Below are 18,126 nucleotides of genomic sequence, written 5' to 3'. Positions count from 1 at the left end.
TGAAAATTTATAAATTTATATAAAAATCAATGGCTTAAAAAAAATTTACGACCCATTGGATTTTTATCATTGAAAATTTTGCATTTGTCAAGCATATATTTGACCAGCAGGAAAACTTCCAAACGCAATTTTAACAGATAATATTTTAACAGACTAAAAGGTAAACCATGAACTTTGATAAACTGACCCGAAAAGTACAAACAACCCTACAAAATGCCCAGTCCTTGGCGGTTGGCCGTAACAATACGGCAATTTTTGCCATACATATTTTGTCCGTCATGCTCCAAGATGAGAGCAATGTTGCCATGCTAAGCCAAGCAGGAGCGGACATAAACAAACTCAATCATGACACCACCAAAAAACTCGGTGATTTGGCAACTTTGTCCACACCAACAGGGCAGGCAAATCTTGCACCTGATTTGGTGCAAGTGCTAAATCTTGCTGAGAAATTTGCAACTGATGCAGGCGACAGCTTTGTGCCAAGCGAATGGGTGCTTTTTGCTCTAAGTCAGACAGCAGACACCAAAAAAGTACTGACCGATGCAGGCGTGGACGCCCAAAAACTACAAGCCATTATTAACCATATCCGTGGAGGAGACACTGTGAAAACTCAAAATGCCGAAGACACCAGAGATGCCTTAGAAAAATACACCGTCAATCTGACCGACAGAGCAAAAGAGGGTAAACTTGACCCTGTCATTGGGCGAGATGATGAGATTCGTCGTACTGTGCAAGTTTTGTCAAGACGCACCAAAAACAATCCTGTTTTGATAGGCGAACCGGGCGTGGGTAAAACCGCCATTGTCGAAGGGCTTGCCCAGCGTATCGTCAATGGCGAAGTGCCTGAGAGTTTAAAAAACAAAGAAGTTTTATCGCTTGATATGGGGTCACTCATTGCAGGGGCGAAATATCATGGAGAATTTGAAGAGCGTTTAAAAGGTGTGCTAAATGACCTTGCCAAACAAGATGGCAACATCATTTTATTCATTGATGAATTGCATACCATGGTTGGGGCGGGCAAGACCAGTGGGGCAATGGACGCTGGCAACATGCTAAAACCTGCACTGGCTCGTGGCGAGTTGCGTTGTGTGGGGGCGACCACGCTTGATGAATACCGCCAGTACATTGAAAAAGACCCTGCTTTGGAGAGACGTTTTCAAAAGGTGTTGGTAGATGAACCGAGTGTGGAGGACACCATCGCCATTTTGCGTGGGTTAAAAGAGCGTTATGAGCTACATCATGGGGTTAGAATCATGGATGCTGCCATCATCGCCGCTGCCAAAATGTCGCACCGATATATCACCGACCGCCAATTGCCTGATAAGGCGATTGATTTGATTGATGAGGCAGCATCTCGCATTAAAATGGAGCTTGACAGTAAACCTGAAAGCCTTGACAAACTTGACAGACGCATCATTCAGCTAAAAATGCAGTTACAGACTGTTAAAAAAGAAGACGATGCAGCAAGTCAGGCACAAGTTAAGCAGCTACAAACTCAAATTGATGAATTGGAAAAAGAATATAATGATTTAGAGGAGATTTGGAGGGCTGAAAAGGCACTGGTAGAGGGTACCAAGCATGCTCAGATTGAGCTTGACAAGGCACGCATTGCCCTAGAAAAAGCCCAACGTGATAGTAACTGGGAGCAGGCGGGGCGATTGCAACATGAGATTATCCCCAATTTGCAAAAACAGCTTGCCGATGAACAGTATGATGATACAAATACGCCTAAATTGCTTAGAAATAAGGTAACAGATAATGAAATTGCCGAGGTGGTGTCGCACGCCACGGGTATTCCTGTCGCCAAGATGATGCAAGGCGAGCGTGATAAAATGCTGGGCATGGAGAGAATTTTGCATGAACGTGTGGTCGGTCAAGATGAAGCGGTCAAATCGGTTGCCAATGCTGTTCGCCGCAGCCGTGCAGGACTCTCCGACCCCAATCGTCCAAGCGGTTCATTCTTATTTTTAGGGCCAACAGGTGTTGGTAAAACTGAGCTGACCAAATCGCTTGCTAATTTCTTATTTGATGATGAGACGGCGATGGTACGTATTGACATGAGTGAATTTATGGAAAAACACAGTGTCAGCCGTTTGGTGGGAGCTCCCCCCGGTTATGTCGGTTATGAAGAGGGGGGCGTGCTGACCGAAGCGGTTCGCCGTAAACCGTACAGTGTTGTTTTATTTGATGAGGTGGAAAAGGCTCACCCTGATGTCTTTAATGTTCTACTACAAGTCTTAGATGATGGGCGTTTGACCGATTCTCAGGGGCGTGTGGTGAACTTTAAGAATACCGTCATCATCATGACATCAAACCTTGGCAGTCATAAAATCTTTGACATGGCAGGCGATGAGTACGAAGAGATAAAATCAGCAGTCATGGAGTCAGTGAACGCTCATTTTCGCCCTGAGTTTATCAACCGTATTGATGAGATTGTGGTCTTTCATCCACTTGGGCAGTCGCAGATGGCAGGCATTGCCAGCATTCAGCTTGACCGCCTAAGAGCCAGATTAAAAGAGCGTGAGCTTTCGCTTGTTTTATCAGATGATGCGATAAATGAGCTTGTGTCGGTAGGTTATGACCCTGTATTTGGAGCAAGACCGCTTAAACGTGCCATTGTTCAAGAGATTGAAAACCCCCTTGCTCAAAAACTCTTATCAGGCGAGTTTATCGCAGGTGATACCATCTCGGTAGGTGTGGACAATGGGGTATTGACCTTTGATAAACTAAGATTTAGCTAAACTTATCAGTAAACAACGATTTACCACCAAAAAAAGGGGGTAAATCGTTCATTTATTAGGGTCGTGTTGGCAGTGAGCAAAAACGCATCATACATTGCACTTAACCACCAAATGACTATATGATAGACCATCTTAATGATAGACCATCTCAAATCTGCCAGTTTTATTGAAAAATAGATGATCCATGAGAACAAAACCCAAAATAAACGTGGTGATTTTTGGTAAGTTTTTCGGTTTTGGTAATTGGGTTGATGGCATTTGGCTGTTACATGTCGTCATGTATGCTGTTGTATCGTGCGTTAATCACGTGTGACAAGTGTGGGAAACTCCTTGTTCTGGCGGTAAGGAGTGGGAAGTACATTACGAACGTTGATTGTTATATGGTTATTATTTTATTTTTGGTTATTTTTAAACACAAAAAATCAAGGTTCTAATCTCTTAAAACCTTGATTTTACTTATTTTAATATGGTAGGCCCAGCAGGACTTGAACCTGCGACCAAAGGATTATGAGTCCTCTGCTCTAACCAACTGAGCTATGAGCCCTTAAAAATACTCAATAAGTATAGTAATTTATTAAGTGAGTGTATTGTACAATATCTTTAAAACCATTGCAAATCTTTTTTGGTAGATGTTATGGTAGACCGCTTTGCAATAGGTCGCCATTATACACCATGATGAGTAAAAGGCAAAGCAAAAAATTTTGAATTAAGAACATTTGCCATCAAAAAAGTGGGGGTTTTTAATTTTTTTTATAACAATTGCAAATTTTCATTAAGTTGGATAAGAAATTTGGTATAATTAGCCCAGTTTTATATACTTTTTATACACTCTGATTTTTAACTTTCTATGTTTTATAGGTGCAACTATGACGACCCAAACATCACTTAGCTACAAAGACGCAGGCGTTGATATTGATGCAGGCGAGACCCTTGTTGGGCGTATCAAATCTGTCGCCCGTGCCACAACACGTCCTGAGGTGGTGGGAGGGCTTGGTGGATTTGGGGCATTGTGTCGCATTCCACAAGGCTACAAGTCGCCCCTATTAGTCTCTGGTACAGACGGCGTTGGCACCAAACTAAAACTTGCCTTAGACCTAAATCGCCATGAAACCATCGGTCAAGACCTTGTGGCAATGTGTGTCAATGATTTACTTGTGTGCGGTGCTGAGCCATTATTTTTCTTGGATTATTATGCCACAGGTAAACTTGATGTGGATGTTGCCGAGATGGTTATTAAGGGTATTGGCGATGGTTGTAAACTGTCAAATTGTGCCTTAATCGGTGGCGAAACTGCCGAAATGCCTGGTATGTATCAAGATGACGATTATGACCTAGCGGGCTTTTGTGTGGGTGTGGTGGAAGAAGATGAAGTCATCACAGGGGCAAACGTCCAAAAAGGTGATGTGCTGATTGCTCTGGCAAGTAGTGGCGTGCATTCCAACGGCTATTCTTTGGTGCGAAAAGTGATTGATGTTTCGGGTGTGGACATTAATACTCACACGCTGGGCGATGGCGAGACTTTGGCGGATGCTCTGATGAAACCCACTTGCATTTATGTCAAGTCGGTACATGCCCTGCAAAAACAGCTTGGCAATGCAAACATTCACGCCATGGCACACATCACAGGTGGCGGTCTGACTGAAAACTTACCTCGTGTGTTGCCCGATGATTTATCTGCCGAGATTAATCTCGCCACTTGGGAGTTTCCTGCCGTTTTTAACTGGCTACAACAAGCAGGCAACATCGCTCAAAGTGAAATGGTGCGTACCTTTAACTGTGGCGTGGGTTTTGTGATTGTCGTCCCTGCCGACAAAAAAGACGAAACTTTGGCATTTTTGACTGCACAAGGCGAAACCGCTTGGCAAATCGGGCAAATCGTAGAGCGTGCCGATAAAGCGGTGGTTTATGTTTAAAAGCTAAATGACTTTTAAATGATTGGTAAATTGGGTTTATTGTTTCTTAAAGATAAACCCAATTTAAAAAGGGTTGCAATGCGACTAATTATTTTAATCTGTGCAATCTTATTGGTAGCTTGTACAGGCACACAGCAAAGACAAATTTGTGAAGATTTGGGCGGTAAGTGGGGTAGCGTGAAATCAAAATGCTATCGCCTAAATAGTATGAAACAATGCATAAAGGACAATACTTGTGTTGATAATTGGCATTGGTTTGCAGGTGATTATTGCCATAAAATAGAACTCGGTATGGATAAAGAGACAGCGATATTTTGGCTTGGCAAACCCAAAGAGCTTAATTTTCAACATCAAAACACACTCACTTGGCAAGCCTATAAGGTAGATGCTGGTACGGTTACGGCAGATTTTACCAATAATCAACTAACTGGGTTTGATTGTCCAGAATGATAGTTCTGTTATAGTTAAAAAGGATACTTTATGCAAACTTCTAATACAGCATTATCGCCAAAAGTACAAGCGATATTACCAATGTTGCAAGAATTGACAAATGAAGAGCGTTTTTCTGTGATTGATTTTTTAAAAAATCAAAATATCATGCAATCAAAGAAAAAATTGGCACCACTTGATATTCAAATATTTGATGAAGTTTATATGTCCGATGATTTTAATGATGATTTGGGCGATGAATTTTGGCTTGGGAAAGATGCGTAATGGCAAAATATTTATTAGATACGCAAATTTTTATTTGGGCAAATCAAGAACCAACTAAAATCCCAAATAGCATTAAAAGAATTTTATCTCAAAATCATCATACTTTTTATTTGAGTATGGCAAGCATTTGGGAAATGCAAATCAAAATTCAGCTTGATAAATTACAATTAAAGCCAAATTTATCAACTGCCTTAAAAATCATTCAAGATAAAGGGATTTATGAAATCCTTCCAATTACCCAAACGCATATTCTAAACCTACAAACCCTTGAATTTCATCATAAAGACCCTTTTGACCGTATGATTATCAGCCAAGCCATGTGCGAGCATTTAACGGTATTAACGGTGGATAGTGAAATTGTAAAATATCCCATTGAATGTATTAGCTAATATGAAAACATTAAAAATCGCCGTCCTAGTCTCTGGCAATGGCTCAAACCTACAAGTGTTGATTGACCAAATGCAAGCAGGTAAATTGCCCATTGACATTGTCGCAGTCATAAGCAACAAAGCAGACGCCTATGCCCTAACTCGTGCCAAAAACGCCAATATCCCCGCCTTTGTCATTGACAAAAACGAACAAGGCAAAACCTATAAACGAGCCGAATTTGAACGGCTTGCCCTTGATGTGTTAAAGCCGTTGGGTGTGGATTTGGTGGTGCTGGCAGGCTTTATGAAAATCCTAACGCCATTATTTATCAATGGGGTTAAAGATGAGCTAAACGCCCCCATGATAAACCTGCACCCGTCCTTACTCCCTGCTTATAAAGGGCTAGACACGCACGAGCGAGTATTGCAATCAGGTGAGCGGTATCATGGTTGTTCGGTGCATTTGGTAACGGCGGAGCTTGATGCAGGGCAACTGCTTAGCCAAGCGGTGCTAGAAGTCCACCCCAATGACATGCCTGCCACGTTACAAAATAGAGTTCATGCCCTAGAACATCAGCTTCTGCCACGCACGATAGATTTTATCGTTCGTGGTGTGATAGATGTGGACAATGTGGGCGATGCTTATCGCTTTTGGGGGCAGTAAACCGAGACCAATAATTAGGCTGGCATTTATGACGATGACCTTGATTGTTATGATAAACAATATAAATGGACGTGTTCTGATAAAAATGGGCATGATAAAATCATATCATGCCCATCTATTTTACCAAAACAAAAAAATTATTTTAAACAATCCTTTTATTTTAAATAATCTTTTAATGCCATTGCCTGTTTATCAGCATTACCAATATAGGTGGCAGGGGTTAGTTCGGTCAGGCGTTCACGTGCATTGGCAGGAACAGCAGACAGTTCATCGCTGTTTACAAAGTCTGTCATCATCTCACGAGTCATCATCTGCCCACGAGTGAGGGCTTTTAATTTTTCGTATGGTTTTTCAATATTGTAGCGTCTCATCACAGTCTGAATGGGTTCAGCCAGCACTTCTTGGGCGTGATTTAGGTCATCGCTTAGGCGTTGTTCGTTGATTTGTAGTTTGCCAATGCCTTTTAAACATGCTTCAAAAGCAATAAGGCTTTGGGCAAAGCCTACGCCCATGTTACGAAGAACGGTTGAATCGGTCAAATCTCGTTGCCAGCGTGAGATGGGCAGTTTTTCACCAAGATGAGACAATACCGCATTTGCCAGACCAAGGTTGCCTTCTGAATTTTCAAAATCAATGGGATTTACCTTGTGAGGCATGGTTGATGAGCCTACTTCGCCATCTTTGAGCTTTTGCTTGAAATAACCCAGTGAGATATAGCCCCACACATCACGGTTAAAGTCAATCAAAATTGTGTTAAAACGGCGTAATGCGTCAAAAAGCTCCGCCATATAGTCATGTGGTTCAATCTGCGTGGTATAAGGGTTGAAGGTCAAATCCAAACTCTCTACAAAATTTTGTGAATGCTTTATCCAGTCAATGTTGGGATAAGCAGACAAATGGGCGTTGTAGTTACCAACAGCACCGTTGATTTTGCCAAGAAGTTCTACATTTTTAAACTGCTTTAATTGGCGATGCAAGCGATAAGCGACATTTGCCATCTCTTTGCCAAGCGTGGTAGGACTTGCGGTTTGTCCATGTGTGCGAGAGAGCATGGGCGTGCTGGCATGGTTATCGGCAAGTTTGGCAATCTCATCTATGATGGTTTGCATGGATGTTATTAGAACATCACGACCTGATTTTAGCATGAGAGCGTGTGATAAATTATTAATGTCCTCGGAGGTGCAAGCAAAGTGGATGAACTCACCTGCATTTTTTAGCTCATCAATGTCGCAAATTTTCTCTTTTAAAAAGTACTCTACTGCCTTGACATCATGGTTGGTGGTGCGTTCTATCTCTTTGATTCGTAGGGCGTTTTGTTCGCTAAAATTGGCAACAATGGCATTTAGCTTATCATTGGTGGATTGGCTAAATGGCGTGATTTCACCAATATCAGGGTGCTTTGCCAAAGCTTGCAACCAGCGAATCTCAACGGTAACACGGGCGTGAATGAGCCCAAATTCGGACAGATATGGACGCAGAGCATCGCATTTGGACGCATAACGACCGTCAAGGGGAGATAGGGCAGTCAAGGCAGAAAAAGACGGCTTGGACATGGAGTTTTCCTTTAATGGTGAAAATGAATGGGTTTGGTGGGGTTTGGATTTGGTGGAAAAGCCTATAAATCACACATGAATGATGTCATTTAATCTCAACCGTTACGCCCTCTTGGACGTTGGCATACAGCTCTAACACGTCCCAGTTGGACAAACCGATAGAGCCAATCGGGGTAGGCTGTCCGATAATTTCAGGGTTGCTCACGCCATGAATGCCATAACCTGCCTTGTCTAGGCTCATCCATACCACACCAACAGGGCTATTGGCACCAGGGGGCAGGATAAAGGTTTGTTTGTTGTCGCCTTTGGTGACGGTGGCACGATAGTGGGGCATTTTAACTTTGCTGTTTAGGCTGTAAACGCCTTTTTCGGCAGGTTTTTTGCTGTTGCCGATGGTGGCAGGGTAGCTTGCCATGAGCGTCTCGCCCTGGTAGGCGGTGACGGTATTGGTTGCGGTGTTGGCGATGATTTTGTCAAAACCGCCTTCAAAAGCATCTTTGGTATTGACCACAGTAATGCTCTCGCCTGCCACGAATTTTTTGTTGGGGTTGATTTTGGTGAGATAGTCGATACGCATGTGAAAGCGTTCGGCAAGTTTCTCTTGAATGCTCTCATAGCCTAGGTCGCTAAGTTTGGAGCGGGCTTCGACACTGCTTGGTAATTTGCCAAATTTGGTGATGTCGTCTTTGGTGATGGTGTAGCTGACCAGTACGTCATCCGCCCCCACGCTTAGAGCGTCCCATGTTTCTTGGTTCATCTTGCCAGTGGCGGGTAGGTTTTTCATGCGTTGGAAGTTGGCAAGGGCGTTTTTGCTGTTATTGCCCCAACCGCCATCAATCGCCCCAACGGACGCATGGTGTTGGTCTAGCAGTGCCTGAATCTTGACCGTCATGGCACTATTGACTTTCATGTTGGGCGACCATGTGGATTCGTTTACGGTCTTGGCATATTCGGATAAATCCACTTTGGTGTAGCGTTTGCCTGACTTTTCAAGGCTTTTGATGGTGGCGGTGTCGCTACTGGTTTTTTTGGTGTCAATCTGACTGGCAGTGTCGCTGTCGTCAGTGGTCAGTAACGTGGGGTCAAAGGTGTTTTTTGCCCCCGATTGACTGACTTGAACATCAAGCTGGGCAAAGGCAGTCGTGCCACAGATGGCAAGCATGGACAGTGCTAATGTGGTGAGTTTTTTAGAACAGGACTTTTTAAAATAAAACATGGCAAATCTCATTTTATAAACAAAAAACACCGCTTATTATGCGTGAAAATGGCACAAATGACAAGGGTGGACAAGTAGGATTGTTGTAAATTTTGTGTCGCCAATCCGCCTAAAACACCATTTCTAGGCGGTTAAACACCCCCAAATGATGATCACGGTCTTGGTTTTTGTCATTATAATAACTGATGTCCGTCTGCACAAACAGCCATTTTCGCCATACAGGTTGGCGATAGCTGACATAAGGACCATAAATGTCAAGTTCAAACTTCTTGTCCACGACATCGCCCCCTGTATAAATGCCATAGCTAAACGCCCGTGTGCCGTGCTTGCCGTCTAGGTAGTGCTGTTGGTACAGGCTGTTGCTCCATGCGGTCTCTTCGGTGTCTTTGTGGGCGTAGGATAGGTGCGTGCGATTGACGAGCGTGCGGTGCTTGGACTGGGGTTGGCTAAATTCAAGCGTGGATAGGGCATAATGCTCGCTCTTGGTGCCGTAGCGATACATCTGTTCAAAGCGGGCGTTAATGCGGTGGTCGAGCTCCCATTTTTTCTCGGCTCGCAGTTTAAGATACAAATCACTAGACCGCAGGCCGATGTCAGCATCCGTCTCTATGCCGATGTCGTCTTGGAACTTTGACCAACGCAGAGCGAGCGATGTGTTGTCTTCACGACTTTGACGGCGGTCAAAGGTGCTGTCGCCATAAGTCACGGCACGTCCATCATTATAGATACCGCCCCCTTGTTCCAAGTCCAAATCATCATCACCAATCATCACGCTTAGGCGATTTTCAAGTGTTGGCAGTTTGATACGTCCACGAATACGGGGCTTGACGGTCGTGCCATCATATTCATTATAATGCGTGTCAAGCATTAGGCGGATGGACGCACGAGCGGGCTCATTAGGGTCGGTCTCGCCAAACCAGCTGTCCATGTGTCGTGCGGTGCGATTGAGCCAGCCTTTGGTGTCGTCTCGGGTGTCATCAAGCCATGTGTTGTTTTCAGGTTCTAGATTGGGGCTGTCCGTGTCTGATGTCATGGTGTCATTGGCATGAGCAAAGGCAGGCAGAGCAAGACAGGTTAGTAAACACAAAGTGGGGCGAGAGATGATGGGTAACATAAAAACACCAAGCTGTCAAAATTTATCCAAATCATATCATATTATTACTAGGGCGTGTTAAACATTGATAACATTTATTAAAATTTTATAAAAACTTTATAATTTTAAATCTATTTTTATGTGAAAAAATGGCTATCCGACTACTTAATTTAAAAAGTTAAGTAAAATTCTTAAATTTACCCAGTTAAGTGTTCGGATTGTTTTTCATAATAAAAACTTGCTTGATAGAAAACTCACAACCTTTGTTTTTTCTTGAAAAACGTGCGTTCCCCCTGCTTTTTTAAACAGGTATTTTTCATTGCAAATACCAACGGCAGGCACACCCTAGAATTTAGCCTATTTTCTTTTTCTTAATCAGCACCAACACCGCTCCATTACCGCCATCATTGGCAGGGGCGGAAACAAACGCTAAGACATCAGGGATTTGGCGTAACCAGCCATTCACACAGGTTTTGATGATGGCATCTGTGCCTTTGCCGTGGACGATTTTGACCACGGTTTCGCCATGTTTGACCGCATTGGCGATGATGGTTTGGACGGCATCTCTGGCTTCATCAATGCTTGATCCGTGCAAATCCACCGCATCATACCAACGCAGTTTGCCTTGTCTTAGCTGTTCAAAGACTTTGTTTTGCAGGGTGGGGTGTTTGTAACTCAAAAATGCTTCGCCCGCCACAGGGTTTAGCAGGGCTTGCATGTCGGATAAACTGGCTTGGGTGAGCTCATCAGTCCCTTCGGCATTGGCACGGCGAAATAGGGCAGTGGGGTCTTTGGGGTTGGTTTTTTGGGTGTGATTGACCGACTTTTCGTGTTTTAGGGGGCGGACACCGCTCATCGCTTGCATGAACAGGACTTTGTCGTCATCGATGAGTTCACTGCCAAAGCGTTTGACGTGCTGGGCGACTTCTTTTTTGCCCATGACATTGGCACTGGTGGGTTTGCCGTTGCTGTCGGTCTCGGGTTTGGTGGATGATTTACCGCCCATTTCTTTGAGCTGGGTTTGGGCGTCTTTGGAGAGTAAGTCTTTAAATGTAGTCATGATGATACCTTGTTAGTTAATTGGTGGCTTTTTGGTTTAATTTTTGCTTAATAAACGTAATAACAATCGGCAACACGCTAAACCCGATAATCCCAAAAATCACATAAGTAAAATTATCCTTGATGACGGGTTGATTGCCAAAAAAATAGCCGAGTAGAATAAAAGATGCAATCCACAAAAATCCGCCAATGACATTATAACTGATAAACCGCTTATAATTCATGCTCCCTGCCCCTGCCACAAATGGGGCAAAAGTGCGAGCAAAGGGCAAAAAGCGGGCAAAAATCACGGTTTTTCCGCCGTGCTTTTCAAAAAAGGCTTGGGTTTTGAACAGATATTCTTTGTTGATAAAGCGGTAATTTTTCTCAAAAACCTTTGGGCCGATGTATTTACCGATATGATAGTTGAGCGTATCGCCAAGCACTGCCGCCACAAACAACAGAGCGATAAGCAGGGCGGGGTTTAGCTCGCCTGTAAATGCCGCCAACGCCCCCACCGCAAACAACAAACTATCCCCTGGTAAAAATGGCATGACCACCAAGCCTGTCTCGACAAAGATAATCAAAAACAAAATGCCATAAATCCACAAGCCATAATCCGCCAAAAATACGGCTAAATGCTCATCAATATGTAAAATAAAATCAAAAAGTTGCAGAATAATATCCATGGCGGTCAAGTTGTGATAAATGGGTGCAAATTATAACAAACTTTGGTGGGTAGTTGGCAGGTTTTGTGTGAATTTTGTGTGAAATTACTTCTTCGCCCCCAAAATCCCACTTGCCACAATCACGCCAATGCCAACAAGGCTTAATGCGTCCAACCGTTCGCCAAACAGCACCGCCCCAAAGACAATGGCAAATACCACGCCAAGATAGGACAAGGTTGCCACGACAAATTTTTGTCCGACTTGATATGCATAAGTCATAAGTAATTGCCCCAAAAGAGCGGTAACGCCAATGCCAACAATATAAGGCAAACTTGCCAAACTCACAGGCGTAAAGCCAAAATACCACGCCAAAACGCCCGATGTCAGCGTGGATAATAACGAAAAATAAAACACAATCCGCCACGCAGGTTCGCCAAGCAAGGACAGCTCACGCACTTGCAAATACGCATAACCGCTAATTGCCCCACTGCCCAGTCCCACGAGCATGGCAAAGGTGTCGCCCCCACCACTCGGTCTTAGCAAAATAAGCACGCCAACAAAGCCCAAAGCAAGCGATAGCCAGTTAATGAGCGTGGGTTTTTGTTTTAAAATAACAATGGATAACAAACCCAAAAATAGAGCAGATGTATTTTGTAGGGTGCTGGCGGTGGCAAGGGGCAGATGTAGCACCACATAAAAATTCATGAGCAGGGCAACCGAACCTGCCAGCGACCGCCAAAAATGCTCCTTGGGATAAGCCGTGCGAAAATCTCTCCCCTTAATCCACGAGAACCCACCAAGCACAATCAGTGAAAACAGCACTCGCCAAAAGGTCAGCTCATAGGTGTGCATGGCAAACTTTTGCCCTGCAAATTTGATACAAATCAGCATAATGGCAAATGACAGGCACGCCAGTACCATATAAAAAGAGCCAAAGAACGAGCCTTGATTGGGGTTGGTGAGGGTGGGGTTTGACATGATGGCTGTGTTTAAAATGATTGGGGTGTGCCCTTCTTTTTTGTCGCCATCAGTCTGTGTCAGCCATGACCGCATAAGTATCCATGCCGATATCGCCATGTAAATTTGGCAAATCAAGCAGTACCAATGCCCCAAGCACGTCATGCCCTGCTTGCTCGCACAGAAGTTTGCTCGCCTTTAACGTTCCGCCGGTAGCAAGCACGTCATCAACCAGTAGTACCTTGGATTTGGGGGCATCCGCTTTGATTTCTAGGGTGTCGGTGCCGTATTCTAGGTCATAGCTTTGGCGATGGACTGGGGGTGGTAGTTTGCCAGCTTTACGAATGAGTAAGAGTGGTTTGCCAGTACGTCCTGATAGCAGACTGCCGATGACAAAACCCCGTGCTTCGGTGGTGGCAAAGCATTCCACTTCATCAATCATGCCATCGGGCAGGGCGTTTAAAAGCTCGTTAATGAGTTCATCAACATGCCACAGCAGGGGCGTGATGTCATAAAAATCAATGTCCGCTTTGGGGAAATTGGGAACGGTGCGAATGATTTGCCAAAAAGGGTGTGAGTGCTTCATAAGTTTTCTTTAAAAATTATCTTAAAATTTGCCATAAAAAAGCACGAATAAAAATCCGTGCCCTATAATTATAACAAATAATCGTGTAATTAACAATCTTGCCTACAACACTTACATGGTATAAGTGGGTCTAGTCGCCTCAACCTCACCGGCAAGCAGTCGCTCGATTTCGTTTTTGAGTTTTAGGCTGTTGGGGTCGGTGCCAAACTGCATGCCAAAACCAGCAGGCTTACTGGGTGTGCCTTTTTCATTAATCCACACGATTTTGCCGTTGAGTGGGTAACGCTCGGTAGAGCCGGGTAGGGTAAATGCCACAAACACGTCTTCGCCAAGGTTGTGCTTTCTGGCACTCGGCACAAAAATACCGCCATGAGTGACAAAAGAGAGATAACTGCTGTATAGGGTTTGGGTGTCGGCGATATTACAAGTTAAGATACCGCCACGAATAGGCATTGCCATAGCTTTTCCTAAAAATCAAAAAAATAAAACCAATTTTATCATCAACACCATGATTTGGCAAAACTGACCGCCAAAAGGTAGGTTTTTGGCTGTCAAATGCGATGATATTAGGGGGTTTGGTTGATGTTGCCCGCTTCGGCTTCGTCAGCGGGCAGACCCAAGCCGATGTGACGGGCGTTGCGTGTGTCGGCTGTTGGTGGAGCGGTTACTTCGGTTGTGGTCTCAGGCAGAGCAAGAGCTTGGGCGGAAGTGATGATTTGTGTGCGTGTCGCACCATCATACTGACCGCCTTGATAGGTGGGGGTATCTTTGGCACGCCCAAATCTACCAAAACTCACCGATGATAAGGCTTTTTTGGTAAAAGATTGGCTTTTGCCGATATTGACCTGTCCATTTGCCCCAAGGTATTGGGGGTAGTTGATTTGGAGTAGGGTCTTGTATTGGTTGGCGGTGTCAGTCAGTCCCAACTGCTCATTGCTGTGTGCTAAGATGGCGATGGCTTCTGGCACGCCTGTTGATTGGGGGAAGTACTGAAACACCCATTTGGCACGGTTGGCGGCGGCAACATGGGCATCACGCTTGACATACCAACGAGCGGCGACCAGTTCATGCTCGGCAAAGTCATTATAAATCGCTCTCATACGCTGGGCGGCGTCAGGAGCGTAGGCACTGTTTGGGAAGTGCTTGATGAGATTGGAGAAATCTTGAAATGCCAAACGTAGGTAGGATACATCACGTTGGGATTGGTCAAGATTAAATAGGCGAGACGACTTAGGAGCACCGCCCATGTTGGTTACGCCTTGGACATATAGGGCATAATCGACATGGCGACTGGTTGGGTAGGAGCGGATAAATTCGGCAGTGCTTTTGGTTACCGCTTCAAAGTCGTTGGCACGATATTGAGCATAAATCAAATCCAGCAACGCCTGCTCGGCATACTGTCCTGTCGGATAAAACGTGCGTAAGCTATTTAACGCACTCATCGCTTCGTTATAGCGGTTTCTATCTAGGGCGTTTTGGGCGGTTTGATAATAACCAATCTCGGACTGCTCGGCACTTTGTACAACTTCACTGTCTTTTTTGCCAATGCCTTTTAGGGTGGAGCAACCAGAAAGTAGCACGGCGGATGTCATGATGGCGGTCAGGGTAAGTTTGGCGGTTTTGTTCATTTTTTGTCCAAATCACAATAAAAATTTGAAATAGTTTACCACAAAATTTTAAGAATGAACAACACCAAAATAAAATCGGCTATTTTTAACAAAAAATGCTAAAATGGCTTATTTTCAAAGTAATTTTAAAAAAGCAATTTAAATATCGCCATGACAGAACATTCTTTACATTCTTTACATTCTTTTAGTCAGACCGCCAGTAATGATGACTTAGCTGATTTGCCCAATTTATCCAGTTTAAATGATAATGATGATGAATTTGCCGAGACAGACTCGCCAAATCCGCTCACCCAAAGCTACATCGTGGGCGAATCCGACATCGGCACACGCCTAGACAAAATCGCCACAGACGTGTTTGACGGCTTTTCCCGAGTGCAGATACAGGGCTTTATTGATGATGAGAGCTTGCTTGTCAATGACACGCCCCAAAAAAGCAAATACCGTGTCAAACTGGGCGATGTTTTGACCCTATCCGCCAAGCTTGACAATCACAGCGAAGATTTGCCCGAAAATATCCCCCTTGACGTGGTCTATGCCGATGATGACGTGATTGTGATAAATAAGCCTGTCGGTCTGGTCGTCCACCCTGGGGCGGGCAATCGCACAGGCACGCTCGTCAATGCCTTGCTATATCATTATCCTGATAACGCCCACCTGCCACGGGCAGGGCTGGTTCATCGCATTGATAAGGACACATCGGGGCTACTCATTGTCGCTCGCACCAAATCCGCCCAGCTTGATTTGACCGAACAACTAAAAGACAAATCGGTCTATCGGGAATACCAATGTATCGCCACAGGTGTGCCAAGCGACATCTTACGCCATGCCACGATAGACGCACCGATAGGGCGACACCGCATTCATCGCACCAAGATGACGGTAACGGACGGCGGTAAACCTGCCACCACGCACATCATATCCGCCACGCCACTGGGTACGCATTATAGCTTGCTCCATGTTCGCTTGGAGACGGGGCGTACCCACCAAATCCGTGTACACCTGTCCCATGTCGGTCATGCCCTGCTTGGCGATAAGGTTTATGGCGGACTTCCCAAATCAGGTCTTGCTCCTGCCACTCGCCAAGCGGTGATAGATTTTCCCCGTCAAGCCTTGCACGCCCATAAGCTCGGCTTTATCCACCCGACCACGGGCAAGGCGTTGGTATTTAGCCGTGATATGCCGTCTGATATGGCGGTGATGATTGGGATTTTGCAAGAATAATTTTATAAAATTAACAGGATTATCATGTTTGATATATTATACCAAAATGACCATGTGCTTATCGTCCAGACCCACGCAGGCGAGTTTGACAAATGGGGCAATGATTTATATGGCTCGTTTAACATGGGGTTACACGTTGGCGATGACAGCGAGCAAGTTCTTACCAACCGCATGGCGTTGTTAGATAGGTTAAACGGACTTACAAATGATAACGTGAGCCAAATCCACTGGTTAAACCAAATCCACAGCGACATCGTGGCACACGCCAAATCCGCCATAGTCCCCCAAGACGCAGACGCACTCATCACTGATAAGGCAGGCGTGGCACTGTCTATCATGACCGCCGACTGCGTGCCGATTGCTCTTTTTAATGATGATTGTGCAGATAATGAGAATGGCCAAATCGCCTGTATTCATGCAGGTTGGCAAGGGCTCACCAAAGGTATCATTAAAAATACTTATGAGAATTTTCATGATAAAAACAACATCAAAGCCGTCATCGGGGCGTGTATCAGCCATGATAATTATGAGATTAACAAAACCTTAGCTCATGACATCATCAGCCAAGTGAGTGATAAAAACCTAGTGGCATTGACATTTGATGAGTTATATCAACAGATTATCACGGATAAAGACGATGATAAGTGCTTGATTGATATTGTAAAATTAACCAAATTACAACTGTCCCATTTAGACATCACGGTCATAAACGATACTGTTCCGTGCAGTTATGCTAACCCAAAATACTACTCATACCGCCAGCAAACCCATGCCAAAAAGTCCGCCACAGGACGTATGGCGACTGTGATTGTTAAGTTATGATAGTCCGTGATAAACACAACAGCCTAAAACTGCTGTTCATGTGGCATGGCACGATACTGCCCAAAGTGCTACCGATGATAATCCTGCTCATGGCGGTGTCTATGATAGCGTGGGGCTTGTCGCATTATCAGCTCTACACCGTCAAAAACGTCCCTGCGGTCGGTTTTACGGTGTTTGGCGTGGTGCTATCTATCTTTTTGGGATTTAGGAATAATGCTTGCTATGACAGGTGGTGGGAAGGGCGTAAACTGTGGGGTTCGCTCATTGCTAATACTCGTCATTTTAGTAGGGATACGCATTTTTTGAATGCGGACGACAGACGGGCGGTGCTGGTGGATATGCTGATTTTTGTCAATTTATTTAGAGACCGCCTACGTCATCAAAAACTGCCCGTAGAGAGATTTGCCGATTATCTGGGCATTGATGATAAAGACAAAGATGAGCTAAATACGCTCATTCGTCAGCACATCAACGCTCCGCAGGTGGTGTTAGAGCGAATGCAACACCGCCTTATCCATGCCGTCAAATCAGGACAAATCAGTGACATCATCTACACCAGTATCCAACGCCACATCATCGAAATGGGTAACATTCAGGCAGGGTGCGACCGTATCAGTAGCACGCCCTTGCCACTGGTGTATTCGGTGCTGCTGCATCGGGCGGTGTTTTGTTTTTGTTGGATGTTGCCGTTTGGCATTGAGTCGGTACTGGGGATTTGGACGCCGTTTTTGGTGGGACTGCTTGCCTACATGTTTTTGGGGCTGGACGAGCTAAGCAGTCAGTTGGAAGAGCCGTTTGGCGTGGCACAAAATGATTTGCCCCTAGATACGATTACACGGCTGATAGAGCGTGAGACCTTGGCACTCATGGGCGTGGCAACGGATGATTTGCCACAGGCGATGGGTGATGATGGGCGGTTTAATTTTTTGTGAAAAGAAAAGGGC

General features: G+C 44.7%; 18 protein-coding genes and 1 tRNA gene. 9 read left to right on the top strand and 10 right to left on the bottom strand.

Annotation, left to right across the window (positions count from 1 at the left end; translation table 11 throughout):
• The first annotated feature begins 167 nt into the window (after positions 1-167).
• Complete coding sequence (gene clpB / locus AAHK14_RS12290; protein WP_194092583.1) at positions 168-2,741, top strand: ATP-dependent chaperone ClpB; 2,574 nt, start codon at positions 168-170, stop codon at positions 2,739-2,741.
• 467 nt (positions 2,742-3,208) lie between these two features.
• On the opposite strand, the gene AAHK14_RS12285 is transcribed toward clpB, so the two are convergent.
• Positions 3,209-3,285 (bottom strand) — tRNA-Ile (locus tag AAHK14_RS12285).
• A gap of 322 nt (positions 3,286-3,607) precedes the next feature.
• Between AAHK14_RS12285 and purM the strand changes: the two genes are divergently transcribed.
• Genes purM through purN form a run of 5 tightly spaced genes read left to right on the top strand, consistent with a single transcriptional unit; the run spans position 3,608 to position 6,400 of the window.
• On the top strand, positions 3,608-4,654 hold the full coding sequence (gene purM / locus AAHK14_RS12280; protein WP_194092584.1) for a phosphoribosylformylglycinamidine cyclo-ligase: 1,047 nt from the start codon (positions 3,608-3,610) through the stop codon (positions 4,652-4,654).
• Positions 4,655-4,672: 18 nt separating this feature from the next.
• Entirely contained in the window at positions 4,673-5,104 is a 432-nt protein-coding gene (locus AAHK14_RS12275; RefSeq protein WP_065255510.1) for a hypothetical protein, read from the top strand.
• Between the two features lie 30 nt (positions 5,105-5,134).
• Positions 5,135-5,368, top strand: a complete 234-nt coding sequence (locus tag AAHK14_RS12270; RefSeq protein ID WP_065255509.1) for a hypothetical protein — start codon at positions 5,135-5,137, stop codon at positions 5,366-5,368.
• Positions 5,368-5,757 (top strand): type II toxin-antitoxin system VapC family toxin, encoded by a 390-nt coding sequence (locus tag AAHK14_RS12265; protein WP_065255508.1) that lies wholly within the window; start codon positions 5,368-5,370, stop codon positions 5,755-5,757. Before AAHK14_RS12270 ends, AAHK14_RS12265 begins: the two co-directional genes overlap by 1 nt.
• A 1-nt stretch (position 5,758) precedes the next feature.
• A complete protein-coding gene (gene purN, locus AAHK14_RS12260) occupies positions 5,759-6,400 on the top strand; it encodes a phosphoribosylglycinamide formyltransferase (protein WP_065255507.1) in 642 nt (213 codons plus the stop codon).
• A 155-nt stretch (positions 6,401-6,555) separates the two neighbouring features.
• Here the strand turns inward: purN and purB are convergent, their stop codons facing one another.
• From purB to AAHK14_RS12215, 9 genes are all read right to left on the bottom strand, one after another.
• A complete protein-coding gene (gene purB, locus AAHK14_RS12255; RefSeq protein ID WP_065255506.1) occupies positions 6,556-7,953 on the bottom strand; it encodes an adenylosuccinate lyase in 1,398 nt (465 codons plus the stop codon).
• A gap of 85 nt (positions 7,954-8,038) precedes the next feature.
• Positions 8,039-9,169 (bottom strand): L,D-transpeptidase family protein, encoded by a 1,131-nt coding sequence (locus AAHK14_RS12250; RefSeq protein ID WP_065255505.1) that lies wholly within the window; start codon positions 9,167-9,169, stop codon positions 8,039-8,041.
• A gap of 109 nt (positions 9,170-9,278) precedes the next feature.
• The gene (locus AAHK14_RS12245; RefSeq protein WP_065255504.1) at positions 9,279-10,283 is read right to left on the bottom strand and encodes a hypothetical protein; all 1,005 of its coding nucleotides are present in this window, start codon (positions 10,281-10,283) and stop codon (positions 9,279-9,281) included.
• Between the two features lie 331 nt (positions 10,284-10,614).
• Positions 10,615-11,328 (bottom strand): Smr/MutS family protein, encoded by a 714-nt coding sequence (locus AAHK14_RS12240; RefSeq protein ID WP_156065037.1) that lies wholly within the window; start codon positions 11,326-11,328, stop codon positions 10,615-10,617.
• Positions 11,329-11,338: 10 nt separating this feature from the next.
• Complete coding sequence (locus AAHK14_RS12235) at positions 11,339-11,977, bottom strand: DedA family protein (protein WP_065255547.1); 639 nt, start codon at positions 11,975-11,977, stop codon at positions 11,339-11,341.
• 96 nt (positions 11,978-12,073) lie between these two features.
• Entirely contained in the window at positions 12,074-12,946 is an 873-nt protein-coding gene (locus tag AAHK14_RS12230; RefSeq protein WP_065255546.1) for a DMT family transporter, read from the bottom strand.
• Positions 12,947-12,995: 49 nt separating this feature from the next.
• Positions 12,996-13,511 (bottom strand): adenine phosphoribosyltransferase, encoded by a 516-nt coding sequence (locus AAHK14_RS12225; protein ID WP_065255502.1) that lies wholly within the window; start codon positions 13,509-13,511, stop codon positions 12,996-12,998.
• A gap of 111 nt (positions 13,512-13,622) precedes the next feature.
• Entirely contained in the window at positions 13,623-13,970 is a 348-nt protein-coding gene (locus AAHK14_RS12220) for a PilZ domain-containing protein (RefSeq protein WP_065255501.1), read from the bottom strand.
• A 107-nt stretch (positions 13,971-14,077) separates the two neighbouring features.
• Complete coding sequence (locus tag AAHK14_RS12215; RefSeq protein WP_062500242.1) at positions 14,078-15,139, bottom strand: outer membrane protein assembly factor BamD; 1,062 nt, start codon at positions 15,137-15,139, stop codon at positions 14,078-14,080.
• Between the two features lie 150 nt (positions 15,140-15,289).
• Between AAHK14_RS12215 and AAHK14_RS12210 the strand changes: the two genes are divergently transcribed.
• The 3 genes from AAHK14_RS12210 to AAHK14_RS12200 are packed head-to-tail and all read left to right on the top strand — an operon-like array spanning position 15,290 to position 18,114.
• Positions 15,290-16,360 (top strand): RluA family pseudouridine synthase, encoded by a 1,071-nt coding sequence (locus tag AAHK14_RS12210; RefSeq protein WP_065255500.1) that lies wholly within the window; start codon positions 15,290-15,292, stop codon positions 16,358-16,360.
• A 24-nt stretch (positions 16,361-16,384) separates the two neighbouring features.
• Complete coding sequence (locus AAHK14_RS12205) at positions 16,385-17,182, top strand: polyphenol oxidase family protein (protein WP_065255499.1); 798 nt, start codon at positions 16,385-16,387, stop codon at positions 17,180-17,182.
• Positions 17,179-18,114, top strand: a complete 936-nt coding sequence (locus AAHK14_RS12200) for a bestrophin family ion channel (protein ID WP_065255498.1) — start codon at positions 17,179-17,181, stop codon at positions 18,112-18,114. The genes AAHK14_RS12205 and AAHK14_RS12200 overlap by 4 nt, the downstream gene beginning before the upstream one ends.
• Positions 18,115-18,126 lie beyond the last annotated feature (12 nt).

Source organism: Moraxella sp. K1664 (assembly GCF_039693965.1).
Classification (GTDB): Bacteria; Pseudomonadota; Gammaproteobacteria; order Pseudomonadales; family Moraxellaceae; genus Moraxella.
Note: the sequence above shows the minus strand (reverse complement) of the source record. Positions and strands in the feature narration are given on the sequence as shown.

Coding starts and splice junctions, on each gene's coding strand:
- clpB (WP_194092583.1), top strand. CDS start 168: ATGAACTTTGATAAACTGACCCGAAAAGTACAAACAACCCTACAAAAT.
- purM (WP_194092584.1), top strand. CDS start 3,608: ATGACGACCCAAACATCACTTAGCTACAAAGACGCAGGCGTTGATATT.
- AAHK14_RS12275 (WP_065255510.1), top strand. CDS start 4,673: ATGATTGGTAAATTGGGTTTATTGTTTCTTAAAGATAAACCCAATTTA.
- AAHK14_RS12270 (WP_065255509.1), top strand. CDS start 5,135: ATGCAAACTTCTAATACAGCATTATCGCCAAAAGTACAAGCGATATTA.
- AAHK14_RS12265 (WP_065255508.1), top strand. CDS start 5,368: ATGGCAAAATATTTATTAGATACGCAAATTTTTATTTGGGCAAATCAA.
- purN (WP_065255507.1), top strand. CDS start 5,759: ATGAAAACATTAAAAATCGCCGTCCTAGTCTCTGGCAATGGCTCAAAC.
- purB (WP_065255506.1), bottom strand. CDS start 7,953: ATGTCCAAGCCGTCTTTTTCTGCCTTGACTGCCCTATCTCCCCTTGAC.
- AAHK14_RS12250 (WP_065255505.1), bottom strand. CDS start 9,169: ATGTTTTATTTTAAAAAGTCCTGTTCTAAAAAACTCACCACATTAGCA.
- AAHK14_RS12245 (WP_065255504.1), bottom strand. CDS start 10,283: ATGTTACCCATCATCTCTCGCCCCACTTTGTGTTTACTAACCTGTCTT.
- AAHK14_RS12230 (WP_065255546.1), bottom strand. CDS start 12,946: ATGTCAAACCCCACCCTCACCAACCCCAATCAAGGCTCGTTCTTTGGC.
- AAHK14_RS12225 (WP_065255502.1), bottom strand. CDS start 13,511: ATGAAGCACTCACACCCTTTTTGGCAAATCATTCGCACCGTTCCCAAT.
- AAHK14_RS12220 (WP_065255501.1), bottom strand. CDS start 13,970: ATGGCAATGCCTATTCGTGGCGGTATCTTAACTTGTAATATCGCCGAC.
- AAHK14_RS12215 (WP_062500242.1), bottom strand. CDS start 15,139: ATGAACAAAACCGCCAAACTTACCCTGACCGCCATCATGACATCCGCC.
- AAHK14_RS12210 (WP_065255500.1), top strand. CDS start 15,290: ATGACAGAACATTCTTTACATTCTTTACATTCTTTTAGTCAGACCGCC.
- AAHK14_RS12205 (WP_065255499.1), top strand. CDS start 16,385: ATGTTTGATATATTATACCAAAATGACCATGTGCTTATCGTCCAGACC.
- AAHK14_RS12200 (WP_065255498.1), top strand. CDS start 17,179: ATGATAGTCCGTGATAAACACAACAGCCTAAAACTGCTGTTCATGTGG.